General features: G+C 63.8%; 26 protein-coding genes. 6 read left to right on the top strand and 20 right to left on the bottom strand.

Going from position 1 to position 24,206, the window contains the following annotated elements:
* Positions 1-7: 7 nt before the first annotated feature.
* Positions 8-1,666 (bottom strand): glycoside hydrolase family 13 protein, encoded by a 1,659-nt coding sequence (locus ACSU04_RS09680; RefSeq protein ID WP_439289266.1) that lies wholly within the window; start codon positions 1,664-1,666, stop codon positions 8-10.
* Positions 1,667-1,727: 61 nt separating this feature from the next.
* A complete protein-coding gene (locus ACSU04_RS09675; RefSeq protein ID WP_439289265.1) occupies positions 1,728-2,654 on the bottom strand; it encodes a 2-hydroxyacid dehydrogenase in 927 nt (308 codons plus the stop codon).
* Positions 2,655-2,760: 106 nt separating this feature from the next.
* On the opposite strand from ACSU04_RS09675, the gene ACSU04_RS09670 reads away from it, so the two are divergent.
* Positions 2,761-3,189 (top strand): DUF1761 domain-containing protein, encoded by a 429-nt coding sequence (locus ACSU04_RS09670; protein WP_439289264.1) that lies wholly within the window; start codon positions 2,761-2,763, stop codon positions 3,187-3,189.
* A gap of 26 nt (positions 3,190-3,215) precedes the next feature.
* On the opposite strand, the gene purQ is transcribed toward ACSU04_RS09670, so the two are convergent.
* From purQ to ACSU04_RS09655, 3 genes are all read right to left on the bottom strand, one after another.
* A complete protein-coding gene (purQ, locus tag ACSU04_RS09665; protein WP_439280114.1) occupies positions 3,216-3,923 on the bottom strand; it encodes a phosphoribosylformylglycinamidine synthase subunit PurQ in 708 nt (235 codons plus the stop codon).
* Entirely contained in the window at positions 3,920-4,168 is a 249-nt protein-coding gene (purS, locus tag ACSU04_RS09660; RefSeq protein ID WP_439280115.1) for a phosphoribosylformylglycinamidine synthase subunit PurS, read from the bottom strand. Before purS ends, purQ begins: the two co-directional genes overlap by 4 nt.
* A 62-nt stretch (positions 4,169-4,230) precedes the next feature.
* Positions 4,231-5,406, bottom strand: coding sequence for a benzoate/H(+) symporter BenE family transporter (locus tag ACSU04_RS09655; protein ID WP_439289263.1), 1,176 nt, complete (start codon positions 5,404-5,406; stop codon positions 4,231-4,233).
* Positions 5,407-5,538: 132 nt separating this feature from the next.
* Between ACSU04_RS09655 and ACSU04_RS09650 the strand changes: the two genes are divergently transcribed.
* On the top strand, positions 5,539-6,111 hold the full coding sequence (locus ACSU04_RS09650; protein ID WP_439280117.1) for an NADPH-dependent FMN reductase: 573 nt from the start codon (positions 5,539-5,541) through the stop codon (positions 6,109-6,111).
* Positions 6,112-6,276: 165 nt separating this feature from the next.
* Here ACSU04_RS09650 and ACSU04_RS09645 read toward each other — a convergent pair whose 3' ends face one another.
* Together ACSU04_RS09645 and ACSU04_RS09640 are read right to left on the bottom strand one after the other, a co-directional pair.
* Positions 6,277-6,954 (bottom strand): response regulator, encoded by a 678-nt coding sequence (locus ACSU04_RS09645; protein WP_439289262.1) that lies wholly within the window; start codon positions 6,952-6,954, stop codon positions 6,277-6,279.
* Entirely contained in the window at positions 6,951-8,210 is a 1,260-nt protein-coding gene (locus ACSU04_RS09640; RefSeq protein ID WP_439289261.1) for a sensor histidine kinase, read from the bottom strand. The genes ACSU04_RS09645 and ACSU04_RS09640 overlap by 4 nt, the downstream gene beginning before the upstream one ends.
* A gap of 133 nt (positions 8,211-8,343) precedes the next feature.
* Here ACSU04_RS09640 and ACSU04_RS09635 point away from each other — a divergent pair, with 133 nt between their 5' ends.
* On the top strand, positions 8,344-8,787 hold the full coding sequence (locus ACSU04_RS09635; protein ID WP_439289260.1) for a VOC family protein: 444 nt from the start codon (positions 8,344-8,346) through the stop codon (positions 8,785-8,787).
* Positions 8,788-8,843: 56 nt separating this feature from the next.
* Here the strand turns inward: ACSU04_RS09635 and ACSU04_RS09630 are convergent, their stop codons facing one another.
* The 3 genes from ACSU04_RS09630 to ACSU04_RS09620 are packed head-to-tail and all read right to left on the bottom strand — an operon-like array spanning position 8,844 to position 11,078.
* The gene (locus tag ACSU04_RS09630) at positions 8,844-9,671 is read right to left on the bottom strand and encodes a Cof-type HAD-IIB family hydrolase (protein WP_439289259.1); all 828 of its coding nucleotides are present in this window, start codon (positions 9,669-9,671) and stop codon (positions 8,844-8,846) included.
* Positions 9,668-10,513: an exodeoxyribonuclease III gene (locus ACSU04_RS09625; RefSeq protein WP_439289258.1), complete on the bottom strand. Its 846-nt coding sequence runs from the start codon at positions 10,511-10,513 to the stop codon at positions 9,668-9,670. The genes ACSU04_RS09630 and ACSU04_RS09625 overlap by 4 nt, the downstream gene beginning before the upstream one ends.
* Before the next feature lie 28 nt (positions 10,514-10,541).
* Positions 10,542-11,078 carry a YbhB/YbcL family Raf kinase inhibitor-like protein gene (locus ACSU04_RS09620; protein WP_439289257.1) on the bottom strand — a complete coding sequence of 179 codons (537 nt, stop codon included), beginning with the start codon at positions 11,076-11,078 and terminating at the stop codon, positions 10,542-10,544.
* A gap of 84 nt (positions 11,079-11,162) precedes the next feature.
* On the opposite strand from ACSU04_RS09620, the gene pyrE reads away from it, so the two are divergent.
* The 3 genes from pyrE to ACSU04_RS09605 all read left to right on the top strand — a co-directional run bounded on the left by pyrE (position 11,163) and on the right by ACSU04_RS09605 (position 13,879).
* The gene (gene pyrE / locus ACSU04_RS09615; RefSeq protein ID WP_439289256.1) at positions 11,163-11,720 is read left to right on the top strand and encodes an orotate phosphoribosyltransferase; all 558 of its coding nucleotides are present in this window, start codon (positions 11,163-11,165) and stop codon (positions 11,718-11,720) included.
* Entirely contained in the window at positions 11,717-12,619 is a 903-nt protein-coding gene (locus tag ACSU04_RS09610; RefSeq protein ID WP_439289254.1) for an ROK family protein, read from the top strand. The genes pyrE and ACSU04_RS09610 overlap by 4 nt, the downstream gene beginning before the upstream one ends.
* 96 nt (positions 12,620-12,715) lie before the next feature.
* Entirely contained in the window at positions 12,716-13,879 is a 1,164-nt protein-coding gene (locus tag ACSU04_RS09605; protein WP_439289253.1) for an anhydro-N-acetylmuramic acid kinase, read from the top strand.
* A 63-nt stretch (positions 13,880-13,942) separates the two neighbouring features.
* Here the strand turns inward: ACSU04_RS09605 and ACSU04_RS09600 are convergent, their stop codons facing one another.
* The 10 genes from ACSU04_RS09600 to ACSU04_RS09555 all read right to left on the bottom strand — a co-directional run bounded on the left by ACSU04_RS09600 (position 13,943) and on the right by ACSU04_RS09555 (position 24,187).
* Entirely contained in the window at positions 13,943-14,086 is a 144-nt protein-coding gene (locus tag ACSU04_RS09600; protein ID WP_439289252.1) for a hypothetical protein, read from the bottom strand.
* Positions 14,083-14,178: a YdeI/OmpD-associated family protein gene (locus tag ACSU04_RS09595; protein ID WP_439280131.1), complete on the bottom strand. Its 96-nt coding sequence runs from the start codon at positions 14,176-14,178 to the stop codon at positions 14,083-14,085. The genes ACSU04_RS09600 and ACSU04_RS09595 overlap by 4 nt, the downstream gene beginning before the upstream one ends.
* A gap of 1 nt (position 14,179) precedes the next feature.
* Positions 14,180-14,968, bottom strand: coding sequence for an HAD-IIA family hydrolase (locus ACSU04_RS09590; protein ID WP_439280132.1), 789 nt, complete (start codon positions 14,966-14,968; stop codon positions 14,180-14,182).
* A 31-nt stretch (positions 14,969-14,999) separates the two neighbouring features.
* Positions 15,000-15,716: a M48 family metallopeptidase gene (locus ACSU04_RS09585; RefSeq protein ID WP_439289251.1), complete on the bottom strand. Its 717-nt coding sequence runs from the start codon at positions 15,714-15,716 to the stop codon at positions 15,000-15,002.
* On the bottom strand, positions 15,713-18,991 hold the full coding sequence (locus ACSU04_RS09580; RefSeq protein WP_439289249.1) for a type I restriction endonuclease subunit R: 3,279 nt from the start codon (positions 18,989-18,991) through the stop codon (positions 15,713-15,715). Before ACSU04_RS09580 ends, ACSU04_RS09585 begins: the two co-directional genes overlap by 4 nt.
* A 126-nt stretch (positions 18,992-19,117) precedes the next feature.
* A complete protein-coding gene (locus tag ACSU04_RS09575; RefSeq protein ID WP_439289248.1) occupies positions 19,118-19,879 on the bottom strand; it encodes a DUF3800 domain-containing protein in 762 nt (253 codons plus the stop codon).
* Positions 19,876-21,063, bottom strand: a complete 1,188-nt coding sequence (locus tag ACSU04_RS09570; protein ID WP_439289247.1) for a restriction endonuclease subunit S — start codon at positions 21,061-21,063, stop codon at positions 19,876-19,878. The genes ACSU04_RS09575 and ACSU04_RS09570 overlap by 4 nt, the downstream gene beginning before the upstream one ends.
* Positions 21,060-22,088, bottom strand: coding sequence for a virulence RhuM family protein (locus ACSU04_RS09565; RefSeq protein ID WP_439289246.1), 1,029 nt, complete (start codon positions 22,086-22,088; stop codon positions 21,060-21,062). The genes ACSU04_RS09570 and ACSU04_RS09565 overlap by 4 nt, the downstream gene beginning before the upstream one ends.
* On the bottom strand, positions 22,081-23,598 hold the full coding sequence (locus ACSU04_RS09560) for a type I restriction-modification system subunit M (protein ID WP_439289245.1): 1,518 nt from the start codon (positions 23,596-23,598) through the stop codon (positions 22,081-22,083). Before ACSU04_RS09560 ends, ACSU04_RS09565 begins: the two co-directional genes overlap by 8 nt.
* The gene (locus tag ACSU04_RS09555; RefSeq protein WP_439289244.1) at positions 23,591-24,187 is read right to left on the bottom strand and encodes a hypothetical protein; all 597 of its coding nucleotides are present in this window, start codon (positions 24,185-24,187) and stop codon (positions 23,591-23,593) included. The genes ACSU04_RS09560 and ACSU04_RS09555 overlap by 8 nt, the downstream gene beginning before the upstream one ends.
* Between the last annotated feature and the right edge of the window lie 19 nt (positions 24,188-24,206).

The raw sequence follows: 24,206 nt of genomic DNA, 5'->3' as shown, positions 1-24,206 counted from the left end.
GGCGGGGTCAGGCCTTCAGATACCAGGCGGCGGTGTCCGTCGGCAGTGCGGTGCCATCAAAAGCCTGACTCTGCACGACGAACGTCACGCCTTCGCCCAGCTCGAGCGGAGCATCACTCAGGTTCACTGCCACGTGCAGGTCGCCGCGGCGGAACGCGACAGCATCCGTGCCGAGGTCTTCCCACACCAGCGAACCGGTGCCCAGCGCGCGTTCGCGACGCAGGCGCAGCAGTGCCTTGTAAAGGTTGAGGGTGGAGGTGGCATCCGGCTCCTCGACGTCGCGGGCGAATGCCGCCCACTCGGCCGGCTGCGGCAGCCACGCATCACCGGAGTCGTTGAAACCGTAGGCAGGAGCATCCGCTTCCCAGGGGATGGGCACGCGGCATCCGTCACGCCCGTAGCGCTCACCATTCGTGCGGAACCAGGTCGGATCCTGACGGAACTCGTCGGGGATCTCCATGGCCTCTGGAAGACCGAGCTCTTCACCCTGGTAGAGATACGACGAGCCGGGGAGTGAGAGCATCACCGTGGTCGCTGCGCGTGCGCGGGCCAATCCTGTTGCCTGGTCGGGCTTGCCAGCAGAGAGTGGGCCGATCCCATCGCCCTGCGGGCTGTCGGCGGTGAGTGCGAGGCGCGAAGCGTGACGGATGACGTCATGGTTCGACAGTACCCACGTGCTGGGCGCGCCGACCTCACCGAACTGATCCAGCGACTCGCGGATGACGCTGCCGATGCGCTCGGCATCCCACTCGGTCATCATGTACGGGAAGTTGAATGTCTGGTGCATCTCGCCCGGCCGCACCCAGAGTGCGGTCTGCTCGAGCGTCGGCAGCCAGGCTTCACCACAGAGTGCGCGTTCGCCGTCGTACTCGGCCAGCACGTTGTGCCAGTCACGGTAGATGTCGTGAACGCCGTCCTGTCCCCAGTACGGCACGTCGTCCACGCCGCCCATCGAGCCGGCATCTGCCGGAGGCGTGTAATCGGGCAGGCCGTCGGCCTTGATCATGCCGTGGGCGACATCGACGCGGAAGCCATCGACGCCGCGATCGAGCCAGAAGCGCAGGACGGAGCGGAACTCCTCACGCACCTCTTCGTTGGTCCAATCGAAGTCGGGCTGCGTCGCATCGAAGATGTGGAGATACCACTGGCCGAGGTTTCCATCGGCCTCGGTCACCCGCTCCCACATGCCACCGCCGAAGACGCTCTCCCAGTTGTTCGGGGGCAGCTCGCCGTTCTCGCCCTTGCCGTCGCGGAACATGTAGCGCGCACGCTCGGGGCTTCCGGGCGCGGCCTTCAGCGCCTGCTGGAACCAGACGTGCTGGTCGGAGGAGTGGTTCGGAACGAGGTCGACGATAACGCGGATGCGGCGAGCGTGAGCCTGCTCGAGCATCTCGTCGAAGTCGGCAAGGGTGCCAAAGATCGGGTCGACGTCGCGGTAATCGGTGACGTCGTAGCCGGCATCCTTCTGCGGACTCGTCATGAACGGGCTCAACCAGATCGCGTCCACGCCAAGATCTTGCAGCGCATCGAGACGGCTGGTGATGCCAGGCAGGTCACCGATTCCGTCGCCGGAGGCATCGGCGAATGACCGCGGGTAGATCTGGTAGATCACGGCGCTGCGCCACCACTCGGAACCGGGCGCGGCGGACTGCTCAAGCTCTGTCATGCGATGAGCCTACTGCAAGCGCTTACAGAAACGCTAGGGCGCCGATCGAATCGGTTCGGTGTCAGTCGTTGATCACGACGTTGACGGGCGCGCCACCGCTCAGCATCCGCTCGATCTGCGTGCGGACCAGCCGGGCGATGCGCGGGTTCATCGCGGTGGATGCCCCGCCCACGTGCGGCGAGATGAGTACACCGTCAGTCTTCCAGAGCGGATGCTCCGCCGGAAGCGGTTCCGGATCGACGACGTCCAGGGCTGCGCGGATGCGTCCGTTCTGGCGCACGAGCGCATCGCTGTCGACGAGTGTGCCGCGTCCGACATTGACCAGCAGAGCGCCGGCGGGCATCAGGGCGAGCAGCTCGTCGCCGAACAAATGATGCGTCTCGGCTCCGCCAGGAAGCGCGAGGATGACGATCTCGGCGTCAGGGAGCAGAGCGGGCAGCTCCTCAATCGCATGCACCTGCACCCGGCCGAGGCGTTCGTGCCATACCGGGCGTGCGGTGCGCGCGACCACGGTCAGCTCGATTTCGAACGGTTCGAGCCGCACGGCGATCGCTTCTCCGACACCACCGAAGCCGACCAGCAGCACCTTGCGATCGGCCAGGCTCTCGGCGAAAACCGGCGACCACTCGCCCTGCTGCTGAGCGAGCACGAATCGCGGGAACTGCCGTTGCGCGGCAAGGGTCAGCGCCAGAGCGATCTCGGCGGTGGACGTCTCGTGCACACTGGCGGCGTTCGCGAACGGGACGCCGGCGGGAAGGGCATCCGCCACACCGTCGTATCCGATCGACTGGCTCTGGACGAGTCCGATGTCGAGGCCGGCAAGATTGCCGAGCACCGTCGAGCTTCCCATGTACGGCGTCACCGCGAGGTCGATGCGCTCACGCGGCGCTGGCGACTTCATGTCCCAGACCTCAAGTTCGACGCCCTCGGGGAGGGTGCCGATGTTTTCAGCCAGGCGGGCGGTGGGGACGGTGACGAAGAGGTTCACATCCTGAGCCTATCGACCGCGGAGGGCCTATCGATCGCGGACGGGCAGGGGAGTACTCTCGGCCACAACGGCGACGCTCGGTCGCGCAGATTCTCGAGGAGGAGCAATGATTCCGGAGATCAACTACTGGGCGGTGCTGCTGGCCATGCTTTCGAGCATGATCGTCGGATCGATCTGGTACACCCCGAAGGTGTTTGGCACGAGATGGGCGAGGCTGGCGAACGTCGATATCTCGGGCTCAGCCAAGAGCGCCGTCTGGCCGATCATCACCACGGTTCTCGTCAGCTTCGTCACGGCATGGGTGCTGGCCGGAGCATCCGCCATCGCCTGGCACTTCTACGAGGGATCGTTCTTCAGCGCGGCTGTGGTGACGTCGATCCTGCTGTGGGCAGGGTTCACCGCCGCCCGGTTCATCACGCATGATGCCTTCGAGGGGCGGCCGACCCAGCTCACGACGTTGAACATCGCGCACGAGCTCGTCACCCTCGGGATCATGGCCGTACTTATCGGGGTGTGGCCGCCGGCCGGCATCTAGTTCTGATGCGTTGCGGCTGCGGCAGGCTACGCGGCGACGCGGCTGACCGCGGCGATCGCGCTCGTGAAGAACGCCAATCCGTCGATGCCGCTGCGCATGGCGGTGGCAGTGTCGGGGCCGAATCCAGGCTCGGTGGCGTGCTCGGGGTGCGGCATGAGCCCGACGACGTTCCCTGCCTCATTGCGGACGCCGGCGATATCGCGCAGCGAGCCGTTCGGGTTGACCCCGGCGTAGCGGAAGGCCACCAGGCCCTCACCCTCCAGGCGGTCCAGCGTCTCGTCATCGGCGATGTAGCCGCCCTCGCCGTTCTTCAGCGGGATGATGATTTCTTGGCCCTGGGTGAACTCATTGGTCCAGTCCGAAGTGGTGTTCTCGACGATTAGCTTCTGGTCGCGTCGCACGAAGTTCTGGTGGTCGTTGCGGATCAGGCCGCCGGGCAGCAGGTGCGCCTCGACGAGCATCTGGAACCCATTGCAGATGCCGAGAACGGGCATGCCCTTGGCCGCGGCATCCTTCACCTCGGCCATGATCGGCGAGAGCGCAGCGATTGCACCGGAGCGCAGGTAGTCGCCGTAGCTGAAACCGCCAGGCAGGACGAGCGCGTCCACGCCTTCGAGATCATGGGAGCCATGCCAGAGCGCGACGGGCTCGGCACCTGCGAGGCGCACGGCGCGCTGAGCGTCGCGATCGTCCAGGGAACCCGGCCAGGTGATGACGCCGATGCGGACGGTCACTCGACGACCTCGATGCCGACGACGTCCTCGATCACGGAGTTCGAGAGCACCTCATCGGCGATTCTCTTCACCTCGGCGAGCACAGCTTCGGTCACTTCGCCATCGACTTTGAGTTCAAAGCGCTTGCCGATGCGGACGTCACTGAAGTCGGTCACGCCGAGGCGTGCGAACGCGCCGGAGACGGCCTTCCCCTGCGGGTCGAGCAGTTCAGACTTGGGCATGACGTCGACGACGATGGTGGGCATTGAAGGCTCCAGAAGTCGCGGGAAGGCGGGCATGCCCAGTCTACCGTCCCGCCAGCTCTCGCTCAGCGCCGGAGCGGTGTCAGGATCACGCGCACAAGAAGGCCGGCCAGCAGCGCCCAGAATGCGGCACTGATTCCGACGAACGAGAGCCCGGATGCCGCGATGAGGAAAGTGACGACGGCCGGCATCCGCTCTGCGGGTTCAGCCACGGCCTGGTGCACAGAGGAGCCGAGGGCGGCGAAGAGCGCGAGACCGGCAACGGCCGGAATCACGGCGGCAGGGGCGAGGAGTACGAGCGTCGAGAAGGCCGCGGCGCAGCCGCCGAGAACGATGTAGGAGAAGCCCGTCGATACGCCAGCAACCCAGCGGCGGCTCGGATTGGGGTCTGCTTCTGGGGCTGCGGCGAGAGCGGCGCTGATCGCCGCGAGATTGATTCCATGGCCGCCCGCGGGTGCGCCGAGTGCCGTGCCAATGCCCGTTACGAACATCGCCGGACGCCACGGCACCTCGTAACCGTAGCTGCGCATGATTGCGACGCCTGGCACGTTCTGCGAGGCCATCGTCACGACAAACAGCGGCAGGGCGATGCCGACGAGCGCGCCGACGGTGAAGGTCGGGGCGACGAGTTCAATGCGGGGGATGAGAAGCCCGGCATCCACGGCAGCCCCACTGCGGATCAGCTCCACGCCGACCACGATGGCGGCAGCGACGAATGCCAGGGGGACTGCCCAACGCGGCGCGAGTCTGGCGAAGATCAGCCAGGTGACCACCACCGGAATCACACCCCAGGGATTCTCAGCGATGCCGACGATGGGGGCGAGGCAGAGGGGGAGCAGGACCCCCGCGAGCATCGCCTGGGCGATGGATGCCGGAATCCGCGCGATGAGTTGGCCGAACCCTGGCCATAGTCCTGCGAGCAGAGTGAGCGCTGCCACCGTGAGAAATGCGCCAATGGCGGCGGGCCATCCGCCTTCGACCACTCCGGTTGCGGCGAGAAGTGCGGCACCGGGCGTCGACCACGCGACGGTGATCGGCATCCGGTATCGCCAGGCCAGGATGACGCAGGCCAGCCCCATCGTGAGACTAAGAATCAACAGGCCGCTGGCTGCCTGAGCCGGTGTCGCGCCAACGGCGTCGAGCCCGGTGAGCACGACGGCGAATGAGCTGGTGAAGCCGACGAGTGCGGTGACGATGCCCGCAAGGACCGGTCGAGACAGCGGGGCGGGCGCGTCAGTCATAGGGGTGAGGGTAGCGCGAGATGGCGCTCACAGGGAACTGACTGCATGCGTTGGAATACAATCCTTCATGCGGTCGTTGCCCACTTGAGACCGCAAACGGTTCAGCCTGATCTCAAAACAGAAGGAATACCAGTGACTCGCACCATCGGATACATCGTCGGCAGCATCTCGAGCACGTCTATCAACCGTCGCCTGGCGCGCGTGCTGACGAACCTCGCTCCCGAGGGTGTCGAGCTCGTGGAGATCTCGATCAAGGATCTGCCCTTCTACTCGCCCGACTACGACGGCGACTTCCCTCAGGTTGCGCTCGACTACAAGAAGGCAATCGCCGACGTCGACGGCGTCATCATCGTCACCCCTGAGTACAGCCGCTCCATCCCCGGCGTGCTCAAGAACGCCCTCGACTGGTCAACCCGCCCCTACGGCGAGATGTCCTTCTTCGGCAAGCCGGTCGCCGTGATCGGCACCTCAGGCTCGGGTGTCGCGACCGCTGCTGCTCAGCAGCACCTGCGCGCGATCCTTGGCCACTTCAGCGCGGTCACCATGGGTCAGCCCGAGGGCTTCATCCAGGACCGTCCGGGCCTCTTCACCGAAGACGGCCAGGTCACCGATGACAGCACCGCCGGCTTCCTCGTCGGCTACCTCGAGGCATTCAACGGCCTCATCGCTCGCGTGCAGCACTCCGCCGAGCTCGTGAACGCCTAATCGTTCTCGCTTGATCGGATGCCCTGCAGCCTTGCGCTGCGGGGCATCCGTCGTTTTCGCGCATCCGTCGCCCTCGCTGTCGCGCCCTCCGTGTGCGGAGAACAAAAACCCGGCTTCCCATGCGGATTCAGCCAGGTTTTTCTTCCCGCGCCAGCGGGGCCTGCGCTACGCCAACCCATGCCGCAGCGCCAGCACCACGGCCTGCACCCGATCACGGGCGCCGAGCTTCTGCAGCACGCGTGAGACGTGAGTCTTGACCGTTGCTTCGCCGATGAACAGCGCTGCCGCGATCTCCGCATTGCTCATCGCTTCGGACAGGAGCGCGAGAACTTCTGCCTCACGCTCGGTAAGCGGCTCGATGAGATCGAGTGAACAGGCGGATGCCGTGACCACAGCTCCGTCGCCCGTCGCGGCCGTCGCATACCGCTGCACGACACGCCTGGTGACCTCTGGTGCCAGCATCCCGGAGCCTGCGGCGAGCACGCGCACCGCGGCGACCAGATCCTCCGGGCCACCGTTCTTCAACAGGAAACCGCTCGCGCCAGCATCCAGAGCGCTGAACAGATAGTCATCGCGATCGAAAGTCGTCACGATCGCGATCGCGGCGTGCACGTTCGGATCGGAGATGATCCGTCTGGTCGCCTCGATGCCATCCATATCGGGCATCTGTACATCCATGCAGATGACATCCGGGTCCAGAGCGGATGCCGCAGCCACCGCTTCGGCGCCGGTCGACGCTTCGCCGACCACGGTGATGTCGGGCTGGATGTCGAGGATGGTGCGGAACCCGGCACGCAACATCGCGTGATCGTCGACGAGAAGAACGCGGATCGGGTCGGTCATGCGGAGGCTCCTGCCAGTTCAGCGTGCGCGTCCAGCGGAACCTGCACGCGCACGCGCCAGCCTCCGCGCTCGCGAGGTGCAGATTCAATCGTGCCACCCGAGGCCAGGGTGCGCTCACGCATGCCCAGCTGCCCCATTCCCGGCCGGGGCGCGAGTACCAGGCGGCCCGTGTTCACCACTTCGAGCTCGACGTCCTCTGCTGTGTAGCGCAGACGCACGTCGGCTGTAGCTCCGATGCCCGCATGGCGGCGGGCGTTGGTGAGTGACTCCTGTGCGATGCGATACAGGTTTACCTGCACGACCGACGGCACTGGCCGTTCTTCGCCGACGACCGTGTATTCGGTCGGGAGTCCTGCGCCATTCGACGCCGTGACGAGTCGCGCGATGTCGGCGAGCGAGACGGTGGACGCAGCATCTTCGTAGTCCCCGTTCGACCGCAGGGTCTCCAGTAGGTGTCTCAACTCGCTGATGGCTTCGCGTGCCGATTCTTCGACGCTGGAAAGGATCTGCTTCGACCGAGCGGGATCCTGATCGAGGACCATACGCGCGGCCCCTGCCTGCACGCCCATCACCGATACATGGTGCGCGACGACGTCATGAAGCTCGCGCGCGATGCGGACGCGGTCGAGCGCCACCGCCTGAGCTGCAGTGACCTCGCGTTCGCGCTCCAGGTCTTCTGTGCGCTGCTCGAGGGACTGGCGCTGCATCGCGGCTTTCCAGGCATGCTCTCCGAAGTAGTAGGCGCCGCCGAAGTAGAGCACGTTCACCAACAGTTGCAGCATCATGAAGGCGAGATACGGCGACATTGCCCCCGCGACAATCTCCTCTTCGTTGGCGGTGTCGATCGCGTCGCGGTACATCGTGATCATCAGCCAGATGAACATTCCGACGATGATCGACACCCGCACGATCATCGCCGCACGGCGGTTGGCCATCCACGCGCCTACCGTGTACAGCCCGATGAACATCGCGATGTTGCCGGCATACATCTCCGGCACCCGCAATGTCGCGGCGAAGAAGTACGCGACTGAGACGATGACCGCGACCTGAGCAGGCCAGATGCGGCGCGCGGCGAGCGGAAGCGCGAGCACGAGCAGGTAAACGATCGCCTGCCACAGTGGTGCCTGCTCTTCGCCGTACAGGCCGGAGACCGCCGACAGCGCGGCGCTAATGATGCCGGCGACGAACACGACGCCGGCGAGCAGCAGGTCGGACTGTCGTTGGCGCGCGGTCAGCGCGCGTGATGATGCGGACATGCTTCCACGGTACGGGCAAGCGGATGCCGGGACATCCGCCGTACGACGGACTCGGCGGCCCGACGCAACTTGCTATTGAAAAGCGCGGTTGTTGTTCGCAAGCTTGAAGAATCGATACGACAAAGGAGCCAGCATGCCCACGAAGGTCTTCGTCAATCTCCCCACGTCCGATCTTGAGCGCAGCAAGGCGTTCTACACGGCGCTCGGATGTGACATCAATCCGCTCTTCACGGATGAGAACGCGGGGTGCATCGTCTGGAGTGAGGACGTCTTCTTCATGGTCCTCAAGCGCGAGTTCTTCGCCACCTTCACCGATAAGCCGATTGCCGATCCGCACGAGGTCGCGCAGGTCTCGGTCTCCTTCAGCCAGGATTCCAGGGAGGACGTCGACGCGATCCTCGCAAAGGGCATCGATGCCGGGGGCGCAGAGCCGAAGCCCGCACAGGATTACGGATTCATGTACTCGCGTGACCTGGACGATCCAGACGGCAACTCGCTGGGATTCCTCTACATGAGCGAAGAAGCAGCCGAGCAGGGCCCCGATGCGCACACGGCCGAACAGGGCGGCGCATTGTGACTGGCCGCATCAATCATTGATCTGTTACCAGCGTCATGGGCTCCGACTGACACGGTTCAGACGTGCGCGCCGAGCACCCGTTCGAGCATCAGCGCGACGCCATCTTCGGTGTTGGATGCGAGTGAGATCTCGTCCGCGGTATCCTTCACCACAGCATCCGCGTTGCTCATTGCCACGCCGTGCCCTGCCCACCGCAACATCTCGACATCGTTCGGGGCGTCACCGAAGGCGAGCACTTCGTCTGCGGTGATCCCCAGGTGTGCGCACAGCTGCTCGAGCCCCCACGCCTTGGTGACGCCTGCTGCCATCACCTCGACGAATGGCGCGCCGGATACCGTCGCCTCGAAGCCGCCGAGGCCGAGGCCAGCGATTGCAGCGAGGATCTCAGTAGGAGGAAGCTTCGGATGCCGGATCACGAGCTTCAGACTCGGTGCCGACAGCACTTCCGAGAGCGGCACTTCGGTCATGCCCGCCGGATCGCGCTTGTGATCGGATGCTTCGGCGATCGCCGCGTATCCCTGCTGGGGGAAGAATCCCTCGCCCGCATCCCGCACACTGACGTGCAGCAAACCGGGCACGCGCTCTGCAAGCGCGGCGGCCAGCGCCTGCTGAGCGTCAACGGTCACCGCGCGTTCGAACAGCAGTTCACCTGTAGTCAGATGGATCGCGAAGGCACCGTTGCCGCACAGTGCCCACTCCTCGAAACCCGCACCGTCAGCGATCGCACGGATTCCGATCGGCTGCCGCGCTGTGACCGGCACCACATGGATACCCGCCGCGCGCGCCGCGTCGAGTGCCGCGCGCGTCCGCGGTGAGACTGTGGAGTCTGCGCCGAGGAGGGTGCCGTCGAGGTCGCTGGCGATGAGTCGCGGCAGCACGCTCACGCGAAGATCATTGGCATGTCGTCATCATCATCGGTGCCGCCGAAGTCGAGGTCGACGACCACCGGAACATGGTCGCTGGGCTGGGTGCCCTTGCGCTCGTCCCGGTGGATGGATGCTCCGGTCACGGCATCGGACAGTGCCTTCGAGCCGAGCACGAAGTCGATGCGGACGCCCTCGTTGCGAGGGAACTTCAGGCGCTGGTAGTCCCAGTAAGTGAAACCCTCCGGCAGTAGCGGACGCACGACGTCGATGAGACCGGCATCCTGGAACGCGAAGAACGCCGCGCGCTCCTCGGGAGAGACGTGCGTGGAGACGCCCTCGACGATGTCAGGGTCGCCGTTGTCAGCGTCGAACGGGATGATATTGAAGTCGCCGACCAGAGCCAGCGGCAGGCCGGGGTTCTTCTTCAGCTCGGCGGCAGTGTGCTGGCGCAGCTGCTCGAGCCAGTGCAACTTGTATGCGTAGTGCGGGTCATCAAGGGAACGGCCGTTCGGCACGTACAGGCTCCAGACCTTCACGCCGTCGATGGTCGCGCCCAGCGCACGCGCCTCGAGCGGAGCATCCGGTCCCTCATGCCCCTTCGCGAAACCAGGCATCCCGGTGAATGCCGTGTCGACGTCGGTGACTGGCAGGCGGCTCGCGATCGCGACACCGTTCCACTGATTCAGCCCGTGCACCTCGACGTGGTAGCCGGCTTCCTCGAACGGCGCGTACGGAAACTGCTCAGGCTTGCACTTGATCTCCTGCATCGCGAGCACGTCGATGTCTTCCCGCACGGCGAACTCGACGGTGCGGGTGACACGGGTGCGGATGGAGTTGACGTTCCAGGTGGCCAGGCGCATGCATCCAGCCTACTTGCGGGGTCGGACGTCAGCGCTCCGAAGGGTCGGCGGTGCCAATGAGGATGCCACGGGCGAGCGAATGGAAGTGTCGGTTGAATCCGAGCACCGCCGGCGTCGATCCAGGGGTGATGTCGAGGGTCTCGACATCGAGGGCGTCGACAACGAAGAAATACCGGTGGATGCCGGTGCCCTTCGGCGGTGCGGCGCCGATGAAACGCTCCAGGCGTGCCTCGTTCGGCAACACCGTCGCGCCGTGCGGAAGAGCGGCCAGATCGCCGTCGCCGCTTGCCAACGAGGTGGTCGTCGCGGGCAGGTTGAACGCGGCCCAGTGCCAGAAACCCGAGCCGGTCGGAGCATCCGGGTCAAAACATGAGATCGCGAAGCTCTGGGTGCCAATTGGTGGCGTCGACCATTGCAACGTGGGCGAGCGATCCTCACCGCCGCGGTCGGCCGACCAGGCGAACAGCGGTAACGCACCGCCAGGCTCGAAATCAGGGCTGGTGAGCTCGAGCGGCGCGAAGTCGCGCAGCGTAGCGAGCTGCGCATAGGGGTCGTACGAGAACATGGGGCCTCCGGGAATCTGATCCACCGCCACGATAGGCGAACGGCGCATGCGTGGCCAGCGGCGCCGCGCCCTACACTTAATGCCGTGACTCTCGACGCTGACCGCCAGTCCCTGCTCGCTCTCATCAAGGATGAGGCGGTGTTCCACGGCGACTTCATCCTTTCCAGCGGTAAGCAGGCGACGTACTACGTCGATATGCGCAGGCTCACCCTCGACCACCGCGCAGCCCCGGCCATCGGTCGAATCATGCTCGACCTGGTCGGCAACCTCGACGTCGCCGCTGTCGGCGGCCTGACGCTCGGTGCCGACCCGATCGCGAACTCGGTGCTGCACGCATCCGTTGCCGCCGGGCGCCCAGTGGACGCTTTCGTCGTTCGTAAGGAGCCGAAGGATCACGGGCGTGGTCGGCAGATCGAGGGCGCGGACATCGCGGGCAAGCGCGTCGTCGTGCTGGAAGATACCTCGACCACTGGCCAGTCCGCGCTCAAGGCTGTCGAGGTGTTGCGCCGCGAAGGTGCGGAGGTCGTCGCCGTCGCCGTGATCGTCGACCGCAAGACCGGCGCGCAGGCAGCGATCGAAGCCGAAGGGCTGGAATGGCGCGCGGCGTTCGATCTCGATGATCTCGGGCTTGCCCCGCAGTGACCCGTTACGCACTGGCTGTCGACGTCGGCGGCACCAAGCTCGAGGCGGCGCTCGTTTCTGATGCCGGTGTGCTCGTCGAGGGCAGCCGTAACCGCCAGCCCACCGGTCGCACCGCAACTTTCGAATCGATGGATGCTGCGATCGCCGCGGTCACGGAGCATGCCCTCGCAACTCTGCCAGCTGGTGCTGAGCTCGCCGGGGCCGGCGTCGGCAGTGCTGGTCCTGTTGACCGCACGACCGGCCAGATCTTCCCGGTGAACATGCCCACGGTGCGTGGCTACAAACTGGCGGACGCCGTGCGGTCCGCAGCATCGGCCGTCGTCGGACGCGACGTGCACGCGGTCTTCGGGCACGACGGTGGCGCGCTTGCGCTCGCCGAGTCCTGGTTCGGTGCGACGCGTGAAGCGCGGGCATCCCTGTCGATCGTCGTTTCGACCGGCGTCGGCGGCGGCTTCGTTGTCGGCGGCGCCTACATCGCTGGAGCATCCGGAAATGCAGGACATCTCGGCCAGGTGCGTCGCGAGGGTGGTCTGACACTCGAGGAGATCGCGTCGGGACCCGCCAGTGCAACATGGGCGCAGACCCAGGGATGGACCGGTTCGACCGGCGAGGATCTCGCCAGGGATGCAGCGTCCGGCGATGCCGTCGCCCGCGCTGCGATCGAGCGCTCGGCGCGCGCAGTCGGGGAGGCGCTGGCGGATGCCGCGACCCTCGTCGACCTCGATGTCGTCGCGATCGGTGGCGGATTCTCCCGCGTCTCAGACGACTACATCGATCTCGTGCAGCAGGCACTCACTGCCAGTGCCGCACACGAGTACTCCCGTCGCGCGCGCGTGGTGCGCTCGGGGCTGGGGGATGAGGGTCCACTGATCGGTGCCGCGGCGTTCGTGCTGCGGTAGACGGCTCGAGCCCACGCGTCGGTGGGTTGACCCGAGCTCGTACCACCTGCAGGGTCGAACAGACCTGCAGCTCGGAAGACGACGGAAGGACTGCGGATGCGCGTACTCGGCATGCTCTCGGGCACCTCGCACGACGGGATCGACGTCACGGTCGTCGACTTCACCGAGACCGATGGTGCGCTCCACGCCGCCGTGCTCCACGAGGACAGCGTCCCCTATTCGCCGGGCCTTCGGGCGCGACTCATCGCTGCCCTTCCGCCGGCGCCGACGACGCTGGCCGAGATCTGTGAGCTCGACACTCTGATCGGGCAGGCTTTCGCCGAGGTGGCAGCGGATGCCGCAGCATCCGTCGGCGGGATCGACGCAGTCTGCACCCACGGCCAGACCGTCTACCACTGGGTCGAAGGTGGCCGAGCGCGTGGCACACTCCAGATCGGCCAACCCGCCTGGACTGCGGAGCGCGTTGGCGTGCCGGTCGTTTCGGACGTCCGCATCCGCGACATCGCCGTTGGCGGACACGGCGCCCCGCTGGTGTCATTCCTTGACGAGCTGCTGCTCCGGGGCCGCGCGGGCACGTCGGCTGCGCTCAACCTCGGCGGCATCGCGAACATCACGATCGTCGGGCCCGACGGCATCTCGGCTTACGACGTGGGTCCGGCGAACGCTCTCGTCGACGCGGTTGTGGTCGCCGAACAGCTGAACGATCTCGGTTACGACGAGGATGCCCGTATCGCCCGATCGGGCGCGGTCGATGTCTCACTGTTGGAGTCGCTGCTTGCCGATCCGTACTACGCGGTCGCCGCTCCGAAGAGCACGGGTAAGGAGCACTTCCATCTCGACTACGTGCGCGGGCACCTGGCGGGCCGGGCCGTTCCGCTCGCCGATGTCGTGCGCACCCTCACCGAGCTCACCGTACGCACGGTCGCCCAGGACATCCGCGCCGCTCGCGCCGGTTTTCTTGCCGTCTCAGGCGGCGGATGCCACAACCCGTTGATCATGGACGGGCTGCGGGCCGCGCTCCCCGAGGTGGAGGTCGTGCTCGCTGACGCGCTCGGCGCCTCAGCGGACAATAAGGAGGCGATCCTTTTCGCGCTGATCGGCTGGTGCACGATGCACGGAGTGCCCGCCGTCACCCCCGGTGGAACCGGCGCGCGCGAGCCGCGCATCCTCGGCACGATCACTCCCGGTTCTGGTCCGCTCCTGATGCCGCAACCCGTCGCCGAGTTGCGCACCCTCACCCTTAGTTCGACCGGAAGTTGAGCTGGTCCGTCCGACACGGTGGGTCTGCCCGGCCGCATGAAATCAGCGTTTCCGGTCGTCGTCCTATGGGCCTTCCCACCAGTTGCCGGATCGGGTGTCATCGTCGGGCCCGCGTCGACGCGAACGAACAAACTGCACGATGATGATCGTCAGCGAAGACACCCCGATCAGGATCATCACGAGAAAGAGCAGATCCTGCTGGGTCACGGTCGCTTCCCCTCTGCGGCATCCGCCACGATCTTCGCGATGCGGGATGCCCGGGTCTCGGGTCGTTTCGCCGTCGCGATCAGGGCGCCCATGTCAGCTCGCAGCAGCCTCGGGGAGCAGATCGGCAACCGAGTTGACGATCTCGTCCGGGCGGAACGGGTACTTCTCGATCTCGGCCTGATCGCTGATGCCGGTGAGCACGAGCACGGTGTGCAGACCTGCCTCGATGCCGGCCACGATGTCGGTGTCCATGCGGTCGCCGATCATGCCGGTCTTCTTAGAGTGCGCGCCGATCTTGTTCAAAGCAGAGCGGAACATCATCGGGTTCGGCTTGCCGACGACGTACGGCTCGCGCCCGGTGGCCTTGGTGATGAGTGCTGCGACGGCACCGGTCGCCGGCAGGGCACCCTCGGCGCTGGGGCCGGTGGCGTCCGGGTTGGTGATGATGAAGCGCGCGCCGTTGTTGATCAGGCGGATCGCCCTCGTGATCGCCTCGAAGGAATAGGTGCGAGTCTCACCGACGACGACGAAGTCGGGGTCGGTCTCGGTCATGATGAACCCGGCGTCGTGCAGGGCGGTGAGGATCCCGGCCTCGCCGATGACGAATGCGGATCCGCCCGGCACCTGCTGCTGCAGGAATGCCGCGGTGGCCAGAGCTGACGTCCAGATGCGTTCCTCAGGAACATGCAGGCCGCTGGAGCGCAGACGCGCGGAGAGGTCGCGTGCGGTGAAGATCGAGTTGTTCGTCAGCACCAGATACGGGATGCCGCTGCTCTCCCAGCCGGCGAGCAATTCAGCAGCACCAGGAATGGCGTCGTTCTCATGGACGAGCACGCCGTCCATGTCAGTGAGCCAGCATTCGATTTCAGAGCGATCAACCATGTGCTCAGCCTAGAGGTCGCGGGTTTCGTACTCACGCCAGCGCGCGTTCGAGTCGCGCCTTGCGACGCTCCCAGTCGGGCATAACACGCGTCAAAAGCTCAAAGAACTCTCGCGAGTGATTCGGCACTGCGCGGTGGCAAAGCTCATGCACGATCACATAGTCGATGGCATCCACTGGCGCGCGCACCAGGTCAGGGGTCACGCTCAACCGGCCTGCCGGCGACATCGACCCCCAATGCGTGCGCATCGTGCGTAACTGCACCGAAGTCGGGGTGAACCGCTCGGCAGGATGAAACCGCGTCAGGCATTCATGCAGTCGTCGTCGCAAATGCGCTTCAGCGTGCTGCCGATACCATGCGGTGACCAGGTTCTCGATCGTCGCCGCGTCGTCAAACTCCACACCAGTCACTGTGATGAACCCACGGATCAGCTTTACAACGCGTGGTTCGTGCGTGGCGCCAGGAACGATGCGCAGGCGATACTGCCGCCCCAGGTAGAGATGCGTCTCCCCTGGTGCCCAGCGCCTGGGAGGAGTGCGAGGCAGGAACTGGGCGAAGTACGCCTGCTGCGAGATCACCCACCGACCGCGCTTGCGTACGCGTGCAGCGACTGCCTCGGTGCTTACCTCCAACGGTGCCACCACGCGTACCTGCCCGTCGGGCTGCACGGCGATCTCGAGCGTCGATCGTTTCGTACGCTCAATGGTGAAGGCGATGGTGTGCGCGCCGTACTCAGTGGTGAACGTCACGCGAATCGTGCGCGCGCCAGCGCGAGCACGGACGTCTGCAGCTCATCGGCAAGCTCCGGCGGGATGAGCAGGCCGCGGGTGCGTTCGAGGTCTTCGAGGATGTAGTCGTCGAGAGCGTTGAGCAGATCAGTCTGTGCATCGGAGTTTGACCAGATGCCGACGATGATGTTTGAGGCGACGATGTCGAGCATTCCGATAGCGATCTCGGCGATTTCAACCTCTGAAAGCTGGCCACCAGATCGGACTGCGACATCGCCGAGATCTGCGGCAAGCAGTGTCTCGAAGATCGAGGCGGCGTGCTCGTTGTTGGCCAATACCACCGGCAAGGCGCGCCCTCGATCACGTGCGGCCACACGATCTGCCAGCGACTTCATCGACGCGAGATAGTCGATTTCGGACAAGCGCTTCGCGCGGTACTCGTCGATCGTGTTCTGAAGCATCTGCGAGAATCGCGCATAGAGTGCCGGGTCTTCATCCATGCGTTCGTGGATGGAGCGTCTGGTGGCGTTGGCGATGCGATCCGCTCGAGATGCCGCGCTCACGCCTGAATCGGCGACTACGGCCCCCAGGGCATCCGCATCGTTGATGTCAACGAGGTGGATGATCGTCTCGGCAGGCATCGCTGAGACGTGGTCGTCCAGGAGCTTCTGGATCTTCGGCTCAAAGTCGTGCAGATCGACGATCTCCTGGTAGCGGATTTGCACGGCTCGCCTGAGAGCCACGAAGTGCTTCCAATCACGTCGGTAGCGTTCGATGTTGTCGGCAGAGATCTCTTGCTCCAGCGAGTCGCTCGATAGGGCCATGTGCAGGCAACGGGCGAAGATGGCGAGGCGTTCATAGAACTCGTCACGCTCTGCGTCATCCGCCAGGAACTGTTCCAGGGCCTCCATGTCGGTCTTGTTCGGCACGGCGTTGAAGATATCCCAGACGTGTGACCACCGGCCAGGAAGCAGTCGCACCTGCTTGCGGATGCCGTGCACGGCCCCGGTCAGTTCGCCCTCCTCGAAGCCTTCGAACGCAGAATACGTCGTGAGGGCCTTGTCAAGCTCACCGAGCAAGCCCTCGTAGTCGATGATGTACCCGAACTCCTTTTGGGTGCCGGCATCCGTGCCATCGGCGCCCTCATCGTCACTCTCGTACAGCCTGTTCACGCGCGCGATGGCCTGCAACAGCGTGTGCTCGCGCAAGCTGCGGCACACATAGAGCACTGTGTTGCGTGGTGCATCGAAACCGGTAAGTAGCTTGGAGACCACGATGAGGATCTCCGGACCGCCGCTGCCTTTGAAGGCCTCCACGATGGTGTCGTTGTAGGTAGTCTCTCCGCCGAAGCGTTGCATCGCGCCATCCCAGAACCGCTGCACCAGATCGCGGGAAACGCGATCGACAGTCTCGTGGTCTTCGTCATCCCCCGGGGCAGAGATGACCACCTCGCTCGTCACATGCCCGATCTCGTCGAGGACTTCTTTGAAACGGATCGCGGCGGCCTTGTTCGGCGCGACGAGCTGTGCCTTGAAGCCAGTGCCCTGCCAATGTTTGCGGTAGTGCTCGGAGATGTCGAAGGCCTTGGCGCGAATCACTTGCCCAGCACCGGAAAGCGCGTCCGCACGCGAGAACTTGCGCTTCAGATCGCGTTTCTGCTCGGGGGTAAGGCCCTCGCTGATCTTGTCGAACCAGCGGTCGATCACGTTTTCGCTGATGAGCTGCTCAACCATGCGCCCCTCATACAACAGCGGCACAACGGCACCGTCGGTGACGGCATCCGCAATCGTGTATTTGTGGAAGAGCTCGCCGAAAGTGCCGAACGTACTCTTCTCCCGTTTCAGCAGCGGAGTCCCGGTGAACGCGAGGTAGCTGGCGTGGGGGAGCATCCGGCGCATGGCTTTGTTGTATTGGCTGCTGCCGCCGTGTTTGCCTGTCTGAGTGCGATGGCTTTCATCGACGAGCACGAACAGGTTCGTGTCGTCGTCGACGAGTTCGCTCACACCGTCGGGGGACAGCACCTGGGACGCTGCCTCGAACTTGTTCACGATTGTCGTGATGAGCGGTGCTTTGTCGCTGATCAGTTGGGCGAGTTGCTTACCGCTGGTGGCCCGTCTGGGCTCCAGTTGGCAGGAACGGAACGTATCGCGAATCTGCTTGTCGAGATCGACCCGATCGGTCACGATTACAATGCGAGGGTTTCGGATGCCGCGCTCAAGGGCCAGCGCCTTGCCCAGCATCACCATGGTGAGGCTCTTGCCGGAGCCCTGCGTGTGCCAGATCACGCCGCTTGGACGTGCGGACGCTGAGTCGACGGATGCCACGCGCGCGAGGGTCTGCTTCACCGCGAAGTACTGCTGGTGTCGGGCAACCTTGCGCACGCCTCCATCGAACACGGTGAAGCGCCGCACGATATCGAGGAGGCGTTCGGGGCGGCAGAGCGCGTATAGCAGGCGGTCTTGCGCGCTGATGAGTCTGTCGCCGGACGTCACGTTCGCGTCAAAGTAGGCGCGAGCGCCGTTCATCTCGCTGCTGAACAGTGCATCCTTCTCTGCATCGTTGAGGGGGTGGTTCGCGGCGGCGGCAATGTCGGTGTCGTCGTCTTCTTCATCACGCCAGGTGTGCCAGAAGCGGCGCGGTGTTCCGACGGTGGCGTAGCGCGCTTCTTGCCGATTCATCGAGAACAGGACTTGCGCGTAGTGGAAGAGCTGCGGAATGTTGTCGGTGCCCTGATAGCCGATCAACTGACTGCCGGCCTTTTGCACAGAGACAGCGGGTTGCTTGTTCTCGATGACGATGAACGGGATGCCGTTGACGAAGGCGACGATGTCGCACCGTTTCGTCATTGTGCTGCCGGTGCGCTCCACGCTGTACTCGGCGGTCACGTGGTACGCGTTGTTGGCGGGGTTCGTCCAGTCGACGTAGCCGAATGAATAGCTCTTGCTGTCACTGTCGATGCTCTTCGTCAGAGTGGCACCGAGCAGCAGGGTGTCGTAGACCTCTTGGTTGGTGGCTTGCATCCCCTTCTGCTTCTCGAGCGTGGGGGCAAGTTTGCGCATCGCTTCATGCGCGTCGGCCACATCGAAGTCGTAAGAGCGACCGCGGTAATCGAAGCTGTTGAGCGCGAGCGTGCGTTCGATCAGTACGTCTTCGAGCAGCACGCTGTGGCGGCGCCCGCCGCGCATCGCGAGTGCTTCGGCTGGCGCCAGCGGGGTGAAGCCCAGGCCCACTAGCATCTGCAACGCGGGAACTTGTGACTGGAACTTCTCGCTCGGATCGAAGACCTGCTCAGTCATTGCTGCTCCTGGTAGTCGGCTTGTGCGGTCGAGGTGCGGACGCGTATCCTGAAGGTGGATTGGGAATGCCCGGTCGGCAACTGGACTCGAGAAGGCTCGGGTCCTTTTGTTTTGGGCGCAACCGGATCATGGGAACACCTTGCAATTGATGATCTTCGGGCGGATGATTTCATACGCCCGATTGACCTGATCTGGTCGCAATGCTTGGAGTGCGATCGGACGTGCGGTGAGATCGGCGAGCTGTAGTCCGCTTGAGTTGGCCGCCTTCTTGGTAAAGACGGGGCAGAACTCAATGCGAGTGAAGTCGTCCTTTCGGTAGCCCCAGCGCACTTCATTTGCGCAGATTCGAAGAAATTCGAGCTTGAGTTCGCGGTCTTCATTGGCGCCACGGCTCTCGAAGACGAGGTGCACTCGTCGGCTGTGTTGGCCGCGTGAAATCAAGAAGCGCAGGAGACGTTCCATACAGAAAAGCAGAGCGATCTCATAGGGGCTCATGGGCTTCGTATAGGTGCGCAGTTGCCGTCGCTTATCGATGACCGACGCGATGACACCGAAGGGGGCATTCTCGATCACAGTATTGAGCCTCCCAAAGAATTCCGCACGGATCTCCTCGCCGCCCAGAAGCAAGGAAAAGGGCCCTCGGCTCTTACGGATATCGTTCTCGTGAAGGACGACAGAGTCATGGCCCCAGGTGTCGAACTTGAACTTCTCGAGGCTCGGAACAACGTTGCTGTAGTACTCCACCTTCTGGAAGACGCAGAAGCTGAGCGCAAACATCGGAAACTCGGGGTCGATCGATGTGAGGCTGTGGTCGCCGCTCTCGTCGACGTACACGACATAGTCCGAGTAGTGCATCTTGGTTGGGCTGCTCGTGTTCGGTGACATCATTCCGTCTCCTTGGGTGCCACGCGCACTTCGCCGGTCAGGAGCTTCTGCATGAGGCCACGTTTCTGCGTGCGGAGCAGTTCGAGGTTGCGGTTGAGGAGGTTGATCTCCGCTTTGGCCGTGTCAAGAATGCTCACGATGCGTGCTTGTTCGTCCGGCGGTGGCGTGTGGATAGAAATCGCTGCGAGGTCGTTGTAGTAGGTGCGAGTGCGGACGCTTCCCGCCGCGCCAGCATTTACATAGTGGCGCCACCTGCTCGTGGACAGGACATGATCGAGATAGCTCGGAATCAGCTCCGAGGGGTAGCACTCAAAGAGTACGTAGTCCGGGCTCACGAGAACGTCATAGGTGAATGTCGACATCGCGATCGACCCCACGTTGATACGCATCGGGTTGTACGCGAACGCTCTCGGCGGCAGCACCTGGTAGCGGGAAATGTCACCCGCAATCGTTTGTGCTCGCATAGGGACGAGGCCTCTGCGGTTGGAGACGCCCATCACCTTGTTTCGATCCAACTGACCAACGGCATTCCGAGTGGAGATCTCTGCTGTCATCTCGGAGAGGTGGCGCGACGCTGGAGCTTCGGGCGTCAACAGGTTCCTCGCGATGCTCTCGAACCGCATCGCGAGGTGGTCGCGAAGAACTATGGAGCGGTCGATCGCGTCGTCCCAGGTACGGAGGATCTCGGCAATCTTGCGTTGCTCGGACAGCAGGGGGAGGAGAACTCTGAACCCGCGAATGTCACGCGGACTGATATGTGGTACCGCGGTCTCAGTTTTGGCGGATTTAACATATTCTTCGAACGCATGCCCGCTCACCAGTTGATGCATGAACGCCTGGTCGAGTGAATGCTTTGCGCGCAGGCGGGCAACTCGTTGTACGAGCAAGCACGGAAGATCAGATTCCTTGACGGATGCGACCTTAGCGCCTGCAGCGATCCAGGTACGATCCATCGCGATCACAGTGTCCCCGACATTAAGCGCGTATCGGCTCAAGGCGTCGGAGGAATCAAGACTCCAGCGTTTTACACCTTCCCAACGCAACTTTTGCGGTAGGACGTTGTCTCCGCGGAGGAGCCGCACATCAGAAATGACAGCGGAGTACGCGTTACTGTCGAACGCAAATCCCGTCAGAAGGTCTACATGGGCTCCTAGCGTCCCGCTGGCCCAGCCCTCGGGCGCATTCATTCCGATCCCTCCGCAAGCCGCTCGAGCTCCGCAATGTCGACAGCATCGGCGGCCGCAGAATCCGTCGACTTGCGTCGTGCGTCGAAGTCGTCGTACCGCGTTTCGGCGAGCTTCTTCGCGACGGCGGCGCTGACCACGCCCGCGTGCGTGAGCAGTTCACGATCGTTGAATTGCAGGAAGGCGTCGAGCTTGTCTGACCAATCGGCCATGGTCATTGACTGGCGGCGCTTGGCCTGGTCTTCGGCGTAGTCGAGGTACATCGTGACGATGCGATTGAGCTCGTCGACCTCCTCAGCGGTGAGGTAGTTCTTGCCTGTGACGGCGTCGCCCTTGCGCACGATCGCGCCGGCCCAGCTAGTGAGCCCCATGTTGGGAGCACCCGCGTCGCTGCGCGCTTTGATCAGCTCACCTGCGGTCATTCCTGTGACAGCCCAGAGCATCTTGTTCTGCACCACCTGGAAGAAGGTGCGAGTGGCATCAGACTTCGAGTCGTAGTCGATCGCGGTCATGTAGAGATCGCGAACCTTCTGATAGAACCGCTTCTCACTAGCACGTATGTCTCGGATGCGCTCGAGCCACTCGTCGAAGTAGTCCCACTGGTCTGTGCCCTTGAGTTTGGCGTCGTCCATGGCGAAGCCCTTGACCAGATAGTCGGCCAACACCGTCGTCGCCCAGCGGCGAAACTGCGTGCCGCGGGGCGACCGCACCCGGTAGCCGATGGCGAGGATTACATCGAGGTTGTAGTGCCGAAGTGTGCGCTGCACCTTACGGCCACCCTCGAGGCGAACTTGTAAGTAGTCGTTACAAGTTGCCGATTCGATGAGCTCGCCGTCGGTATAGATCGAAGAGATGTGCTGCGTCACCGCCTGCGGAGTCACCTGGAACAGCTCAGCCAGCTGCGCTTGGGTCAGCCATGCGGTGCCGTCGATCGCGCGCAGCTGCACGGCGGCTCGACCGTCATCGGTCGTGTATAGAATCACCTCTCCGGCAGCATCCGCTGCTGCTGTGGCATCCGACTCAGGCATCAAGACCCAGCTCCCTCAGGTAGCCGGCCATGCGTGCGCGTACGTCGATCAGCTCGGTTTCGACCTGTTCGATCTCACGCTGCACGGCGGCGACGTCGATCTGCTCTTCGGGCTCGAAAGTGTCGACATAGCGCGGAATGTTGAGGTTGAAGTCGTTGCCGGCGATCTCGTCGAAGCTCGCGAGATGCGAGTAGCGCTCGATCTCAGCGCGCTCGATGAACGTCGTCACGATCTTCTCGACATGGCTCGGTTCGAGCACGTTCTGCGACTTGGCCGCCGTGAACTCCCGGCTCGCATCGATGAACAGCACATCCCGCCGGTTTTCATTGGTTCCACCTGCCTCGCGGGAGCGGTCGAAGATGAGGATTGCAACCGGGATGCCGGTCGTCGTGAACAGGTTCGCGGGCAGACCGATCACAGAGTCGAGAAGGTTGTCCTCGATCAGGGCTTTGCGGATACGCCCCTCAGCTGCGCCACGGAACAGCACGCCGTGCGGCACGATCACTGCCACTCGACCGGTCTGTCGCTTCGCGACCTCGATCATGTGGGTGATGAAGGCGTAGTCTCCTTTGCTCTTGGGAGGAACGCCGCGCCAGAACCGCTTGTATTTATCGCCCGCGGCATCTTCTGCGCCCCATTTGTCGAGCGAGAATGGCGGGTTCGCAACCACGACATCGAACCGGCGCAGCTGGTCGTGCTGCAGGATCGTGGGGTTATTGAGGGTGTCGCCCCACTCAATCGTGGCCGCATCGTTCGCATGCATGAACATGTTCATGCGCGCCATCGCCCAGGTGCCGCCGTTGACCTCTTGGCCGAAGAGCGCGTAGTCGTTGGAGCCGACCTGCGCCGCCGCCTGAATTAGCAGCGAACCCGAACCGCAGGCGGGGTCGAAAATCTCATCTCCTGGCTTCGGAGCGGCGAGGGTAGCCAGAAGCGCCGACACTGTACGCGGAGTGTAGAACTCCCCAGCTTTCTTGCCAGCATCCGAAGCGAATCGAGAGATCAGATAGATGTAAGTCTCGCCGATGATGTCGTCGCTGACTCGCGAGGGTCGCAGATCGAGGTCGGGCTTGTGAAAATCTTCCAGCAGGTTCTTCAACCGGCGATTGCGATCTTTCACCTTGCCGAGGTTGGCTTCGCTGTTGAAGTCGATGTTGCGGAAGACTCCATCGAGTTTGGCGCGGTTCTTGTCTTCGATGTCTGCGAGCGCGATGTTGATGAGTTCGCCGATGTTATCGGCATTGCGCCGAGCGTAGAGCTCATCAAAGCTGGCGTCCTTTGGCAGTGGAAAGCGCTCTCGTTTGAGTCGCCGCTCGATGCGACTCGCGTCGCCCGCGAACTGTGCTTCGTACTGCTCGTTGTGGTCCTTCCAGATGTCGGAGATGTACTTGAGGAAGAGCATCACCAGCACGTAGTCCTTGTACTGGGTGGCATCCACGACTCCTCGGAACGTGTCGCAAGCGGCCCACGCAGCCTGGTTGATGCGCTGCTGGGTGACGGTGTCAGTCATCGTGAGTTCCTGTCGTGAGAGCGGCGTTGCTGATGCGCGCGTGGAGTCGAAGGGTGAGGAGCTTGCGACGCAGCGCGATGAGCTGTGTTTCCAGCACGCGCTCGCGCGACGCGAGACGGGCGACGGTCGCTACATCGTGCTGGATCGCGAGCGGAGGCAGGTCGATCGGTAGGGACGTGATCGCGGATTTCTTGATCATCTGAAGGTTGCTGCCTACGGTCTCACGGGCGAAGTGCGCTTGTGCGGCAGGCTGCATGATCAGCCAGGCCAGGTACTCGGCGTCGAGAATGTCGGGGGCTGGCCGCAGAATATACAGCGGCAGGAGTGCGATAGCGGGCTCCTGGAGACTTTCGTCGACGGCCCAAGTGGAGGCGGCGCTGCCGCGCGACCGGAAGAGCACATCCCCGGTGCGGACAAGATGTCGGTGAGAGCCAGTGGCATGGGAAACGCGTGACGCGAGTGACAGGTCAGGTTCGCCCTGTTGCGTTACGCAACCCTGATGCAGTGCGAGGAGCCCAGATGATTCTGGCTCGAGCCGAGAGCGCACGCTGAAGCCTGGGTCGACTGCGCAGGCTTGTTCGAGGAGCATTTCTTTACAGTAGCTGGTC

The sequence above is a fragment of the Microbacterium sp. A84 genome, from assembly GCF_051842815.1.
Lineage (GTDB): Bacteria > Actinomycetota > Actinomycetes > Actinomycetales > Microbacteriaceae > Microbacterium.
The sequence above is the reverse complement of the archived record's forward strand: the minus strand, read 5'-3'. Positions and strand labels throughout refer to the sequence as shown.

Bases quoted from the DNA above. Each gene is read 5' to 3' on its own strand.
- ACSU04_RS09680 (WP_439289266.1), bottom strand. From the start codon at position 1,666: ATGACAGAGCTTGAGCAGTCCGCCGCGCCCGGTTCCGAGTGGTGGCGC.
- ACSU04_RS09645 (WP_439289262.1), bottom strand. From the start codon at position 6,954: ATGACCGACCCGATCCGCGTTCTTCTCGTCGACGATCACGCGATGTTG.
- ACSU04_RS09640 (WP_439289261.1), bottom strand. From the start codon at position 8,210: ATGTCCGCATCATCACGCGCGCTGACCGCGCGCCAACGACAGTCCGAC.
- ACSU04_RS09565 (WP_439289246.1), bottom strand. From the start codon at position 22,088: ATGCCTGAGTCGGATGCCACAGCAGCAGCGGATGCTGCCGGAGAGGTG.
- ACSU04_RS09625 (WP_439289258.1), bottom strand. From the start codon at position 10,513: ATGCGCCTGGCCACCTGGAACGTCAACTCCATCCGCACCCGTGTCACC.
- ACSU04_RS09670 (WP_439289264.1), top strand. From the start codon at position 2,761: ATGATTCCGGAGATCAACTACTGGGCGGTGCTGCTGGCCATGCTTTCG.
- purS (WP_439280115.1), bottom strand. From the start codon at position 4,168: ATGCCCACCATCGTCGTCGACGTCATGCCCAAGTCTGAACTGCTCGAC.
- ACSU04_RS09580 (WP_439289249.1), bottom strand. From the start codon at position 18,991: ATGACTGAGCAGGTCTTCGATCCGAGCGAGAAGTTCCAGTCACAAGTT.
- ACSU04_RS09620 (WP_439289257.1), bottom strand. From the start codon at position 11,078: ATGTTCTCGTACGACCCCTATGCGCAGCTCGCTACGCTGCGCGACTTC.
- ACSU04_RS09595 (WP_439280131.1), bottom strand. From the start codon at position 14,178: ATGGGCGCCCTGATCGCGACGGCGAAACGACCCGAGACCCGGGCATCC.
- ACSU04_RS09605 (WP_439289253.1), top strand. From the start codon at position 12,716: ATGCGCGTACTCGGCATGCTCTCGGGCACCTCGCACGACGGGATCGAC.
- ACSU04_RS09570 (WP_439289247.1), bottom strand. From the start codon at position 21,063: ATGAATGCGCCCGAGGGCTGGGCCAGCGGGACGCTAGGAGCCCATGTA.
- ACSU04_RS09590 (WP_439280132.1), bottom strand. From the start codon at position 14,968: ATGGTTGATCGCTCTGAAATCGAATGCTGGCTCACTGACATGGACGGC.
- ACSU04_RS09655 (WP_439289263.1), bottom strand. From the start codon at position 5,406: ATGACTGACGCGCCCGCCCCGCTGTCTCGACCGGTCCTTGCGGGCATC.
- ACSU04_RS09560 (WP_439289245.1), bottom strand. From the start codon at position 23,598: ATGACTGACACCGTCACCCAGCAGCGCATCAACCAGGCTGCGTGGGCC.
- ACSU04_RS09575 (WP_439289248.1), bottom strand. From the start codon at position 19,879: ATGATGTCACCGAACACGAGCAGCCCAACCAAGATGCACTACTCGGAC.
- ACSU04_RS09555 (WP_439289244.1), bottom strand. From the start codon at position 24,187: ATGCTCCTCGAACAAGCCTGCGCAGTCGACCCAGGCTTCAGCGTGCGC.
- ACSU04_RS09635 (WP_439289260.1), top strand. From the start codon at position 8,344: ATGCCCACGAAGGTCTTCGTCAATCTCCCCACGTCCGATCTTGAGCGC.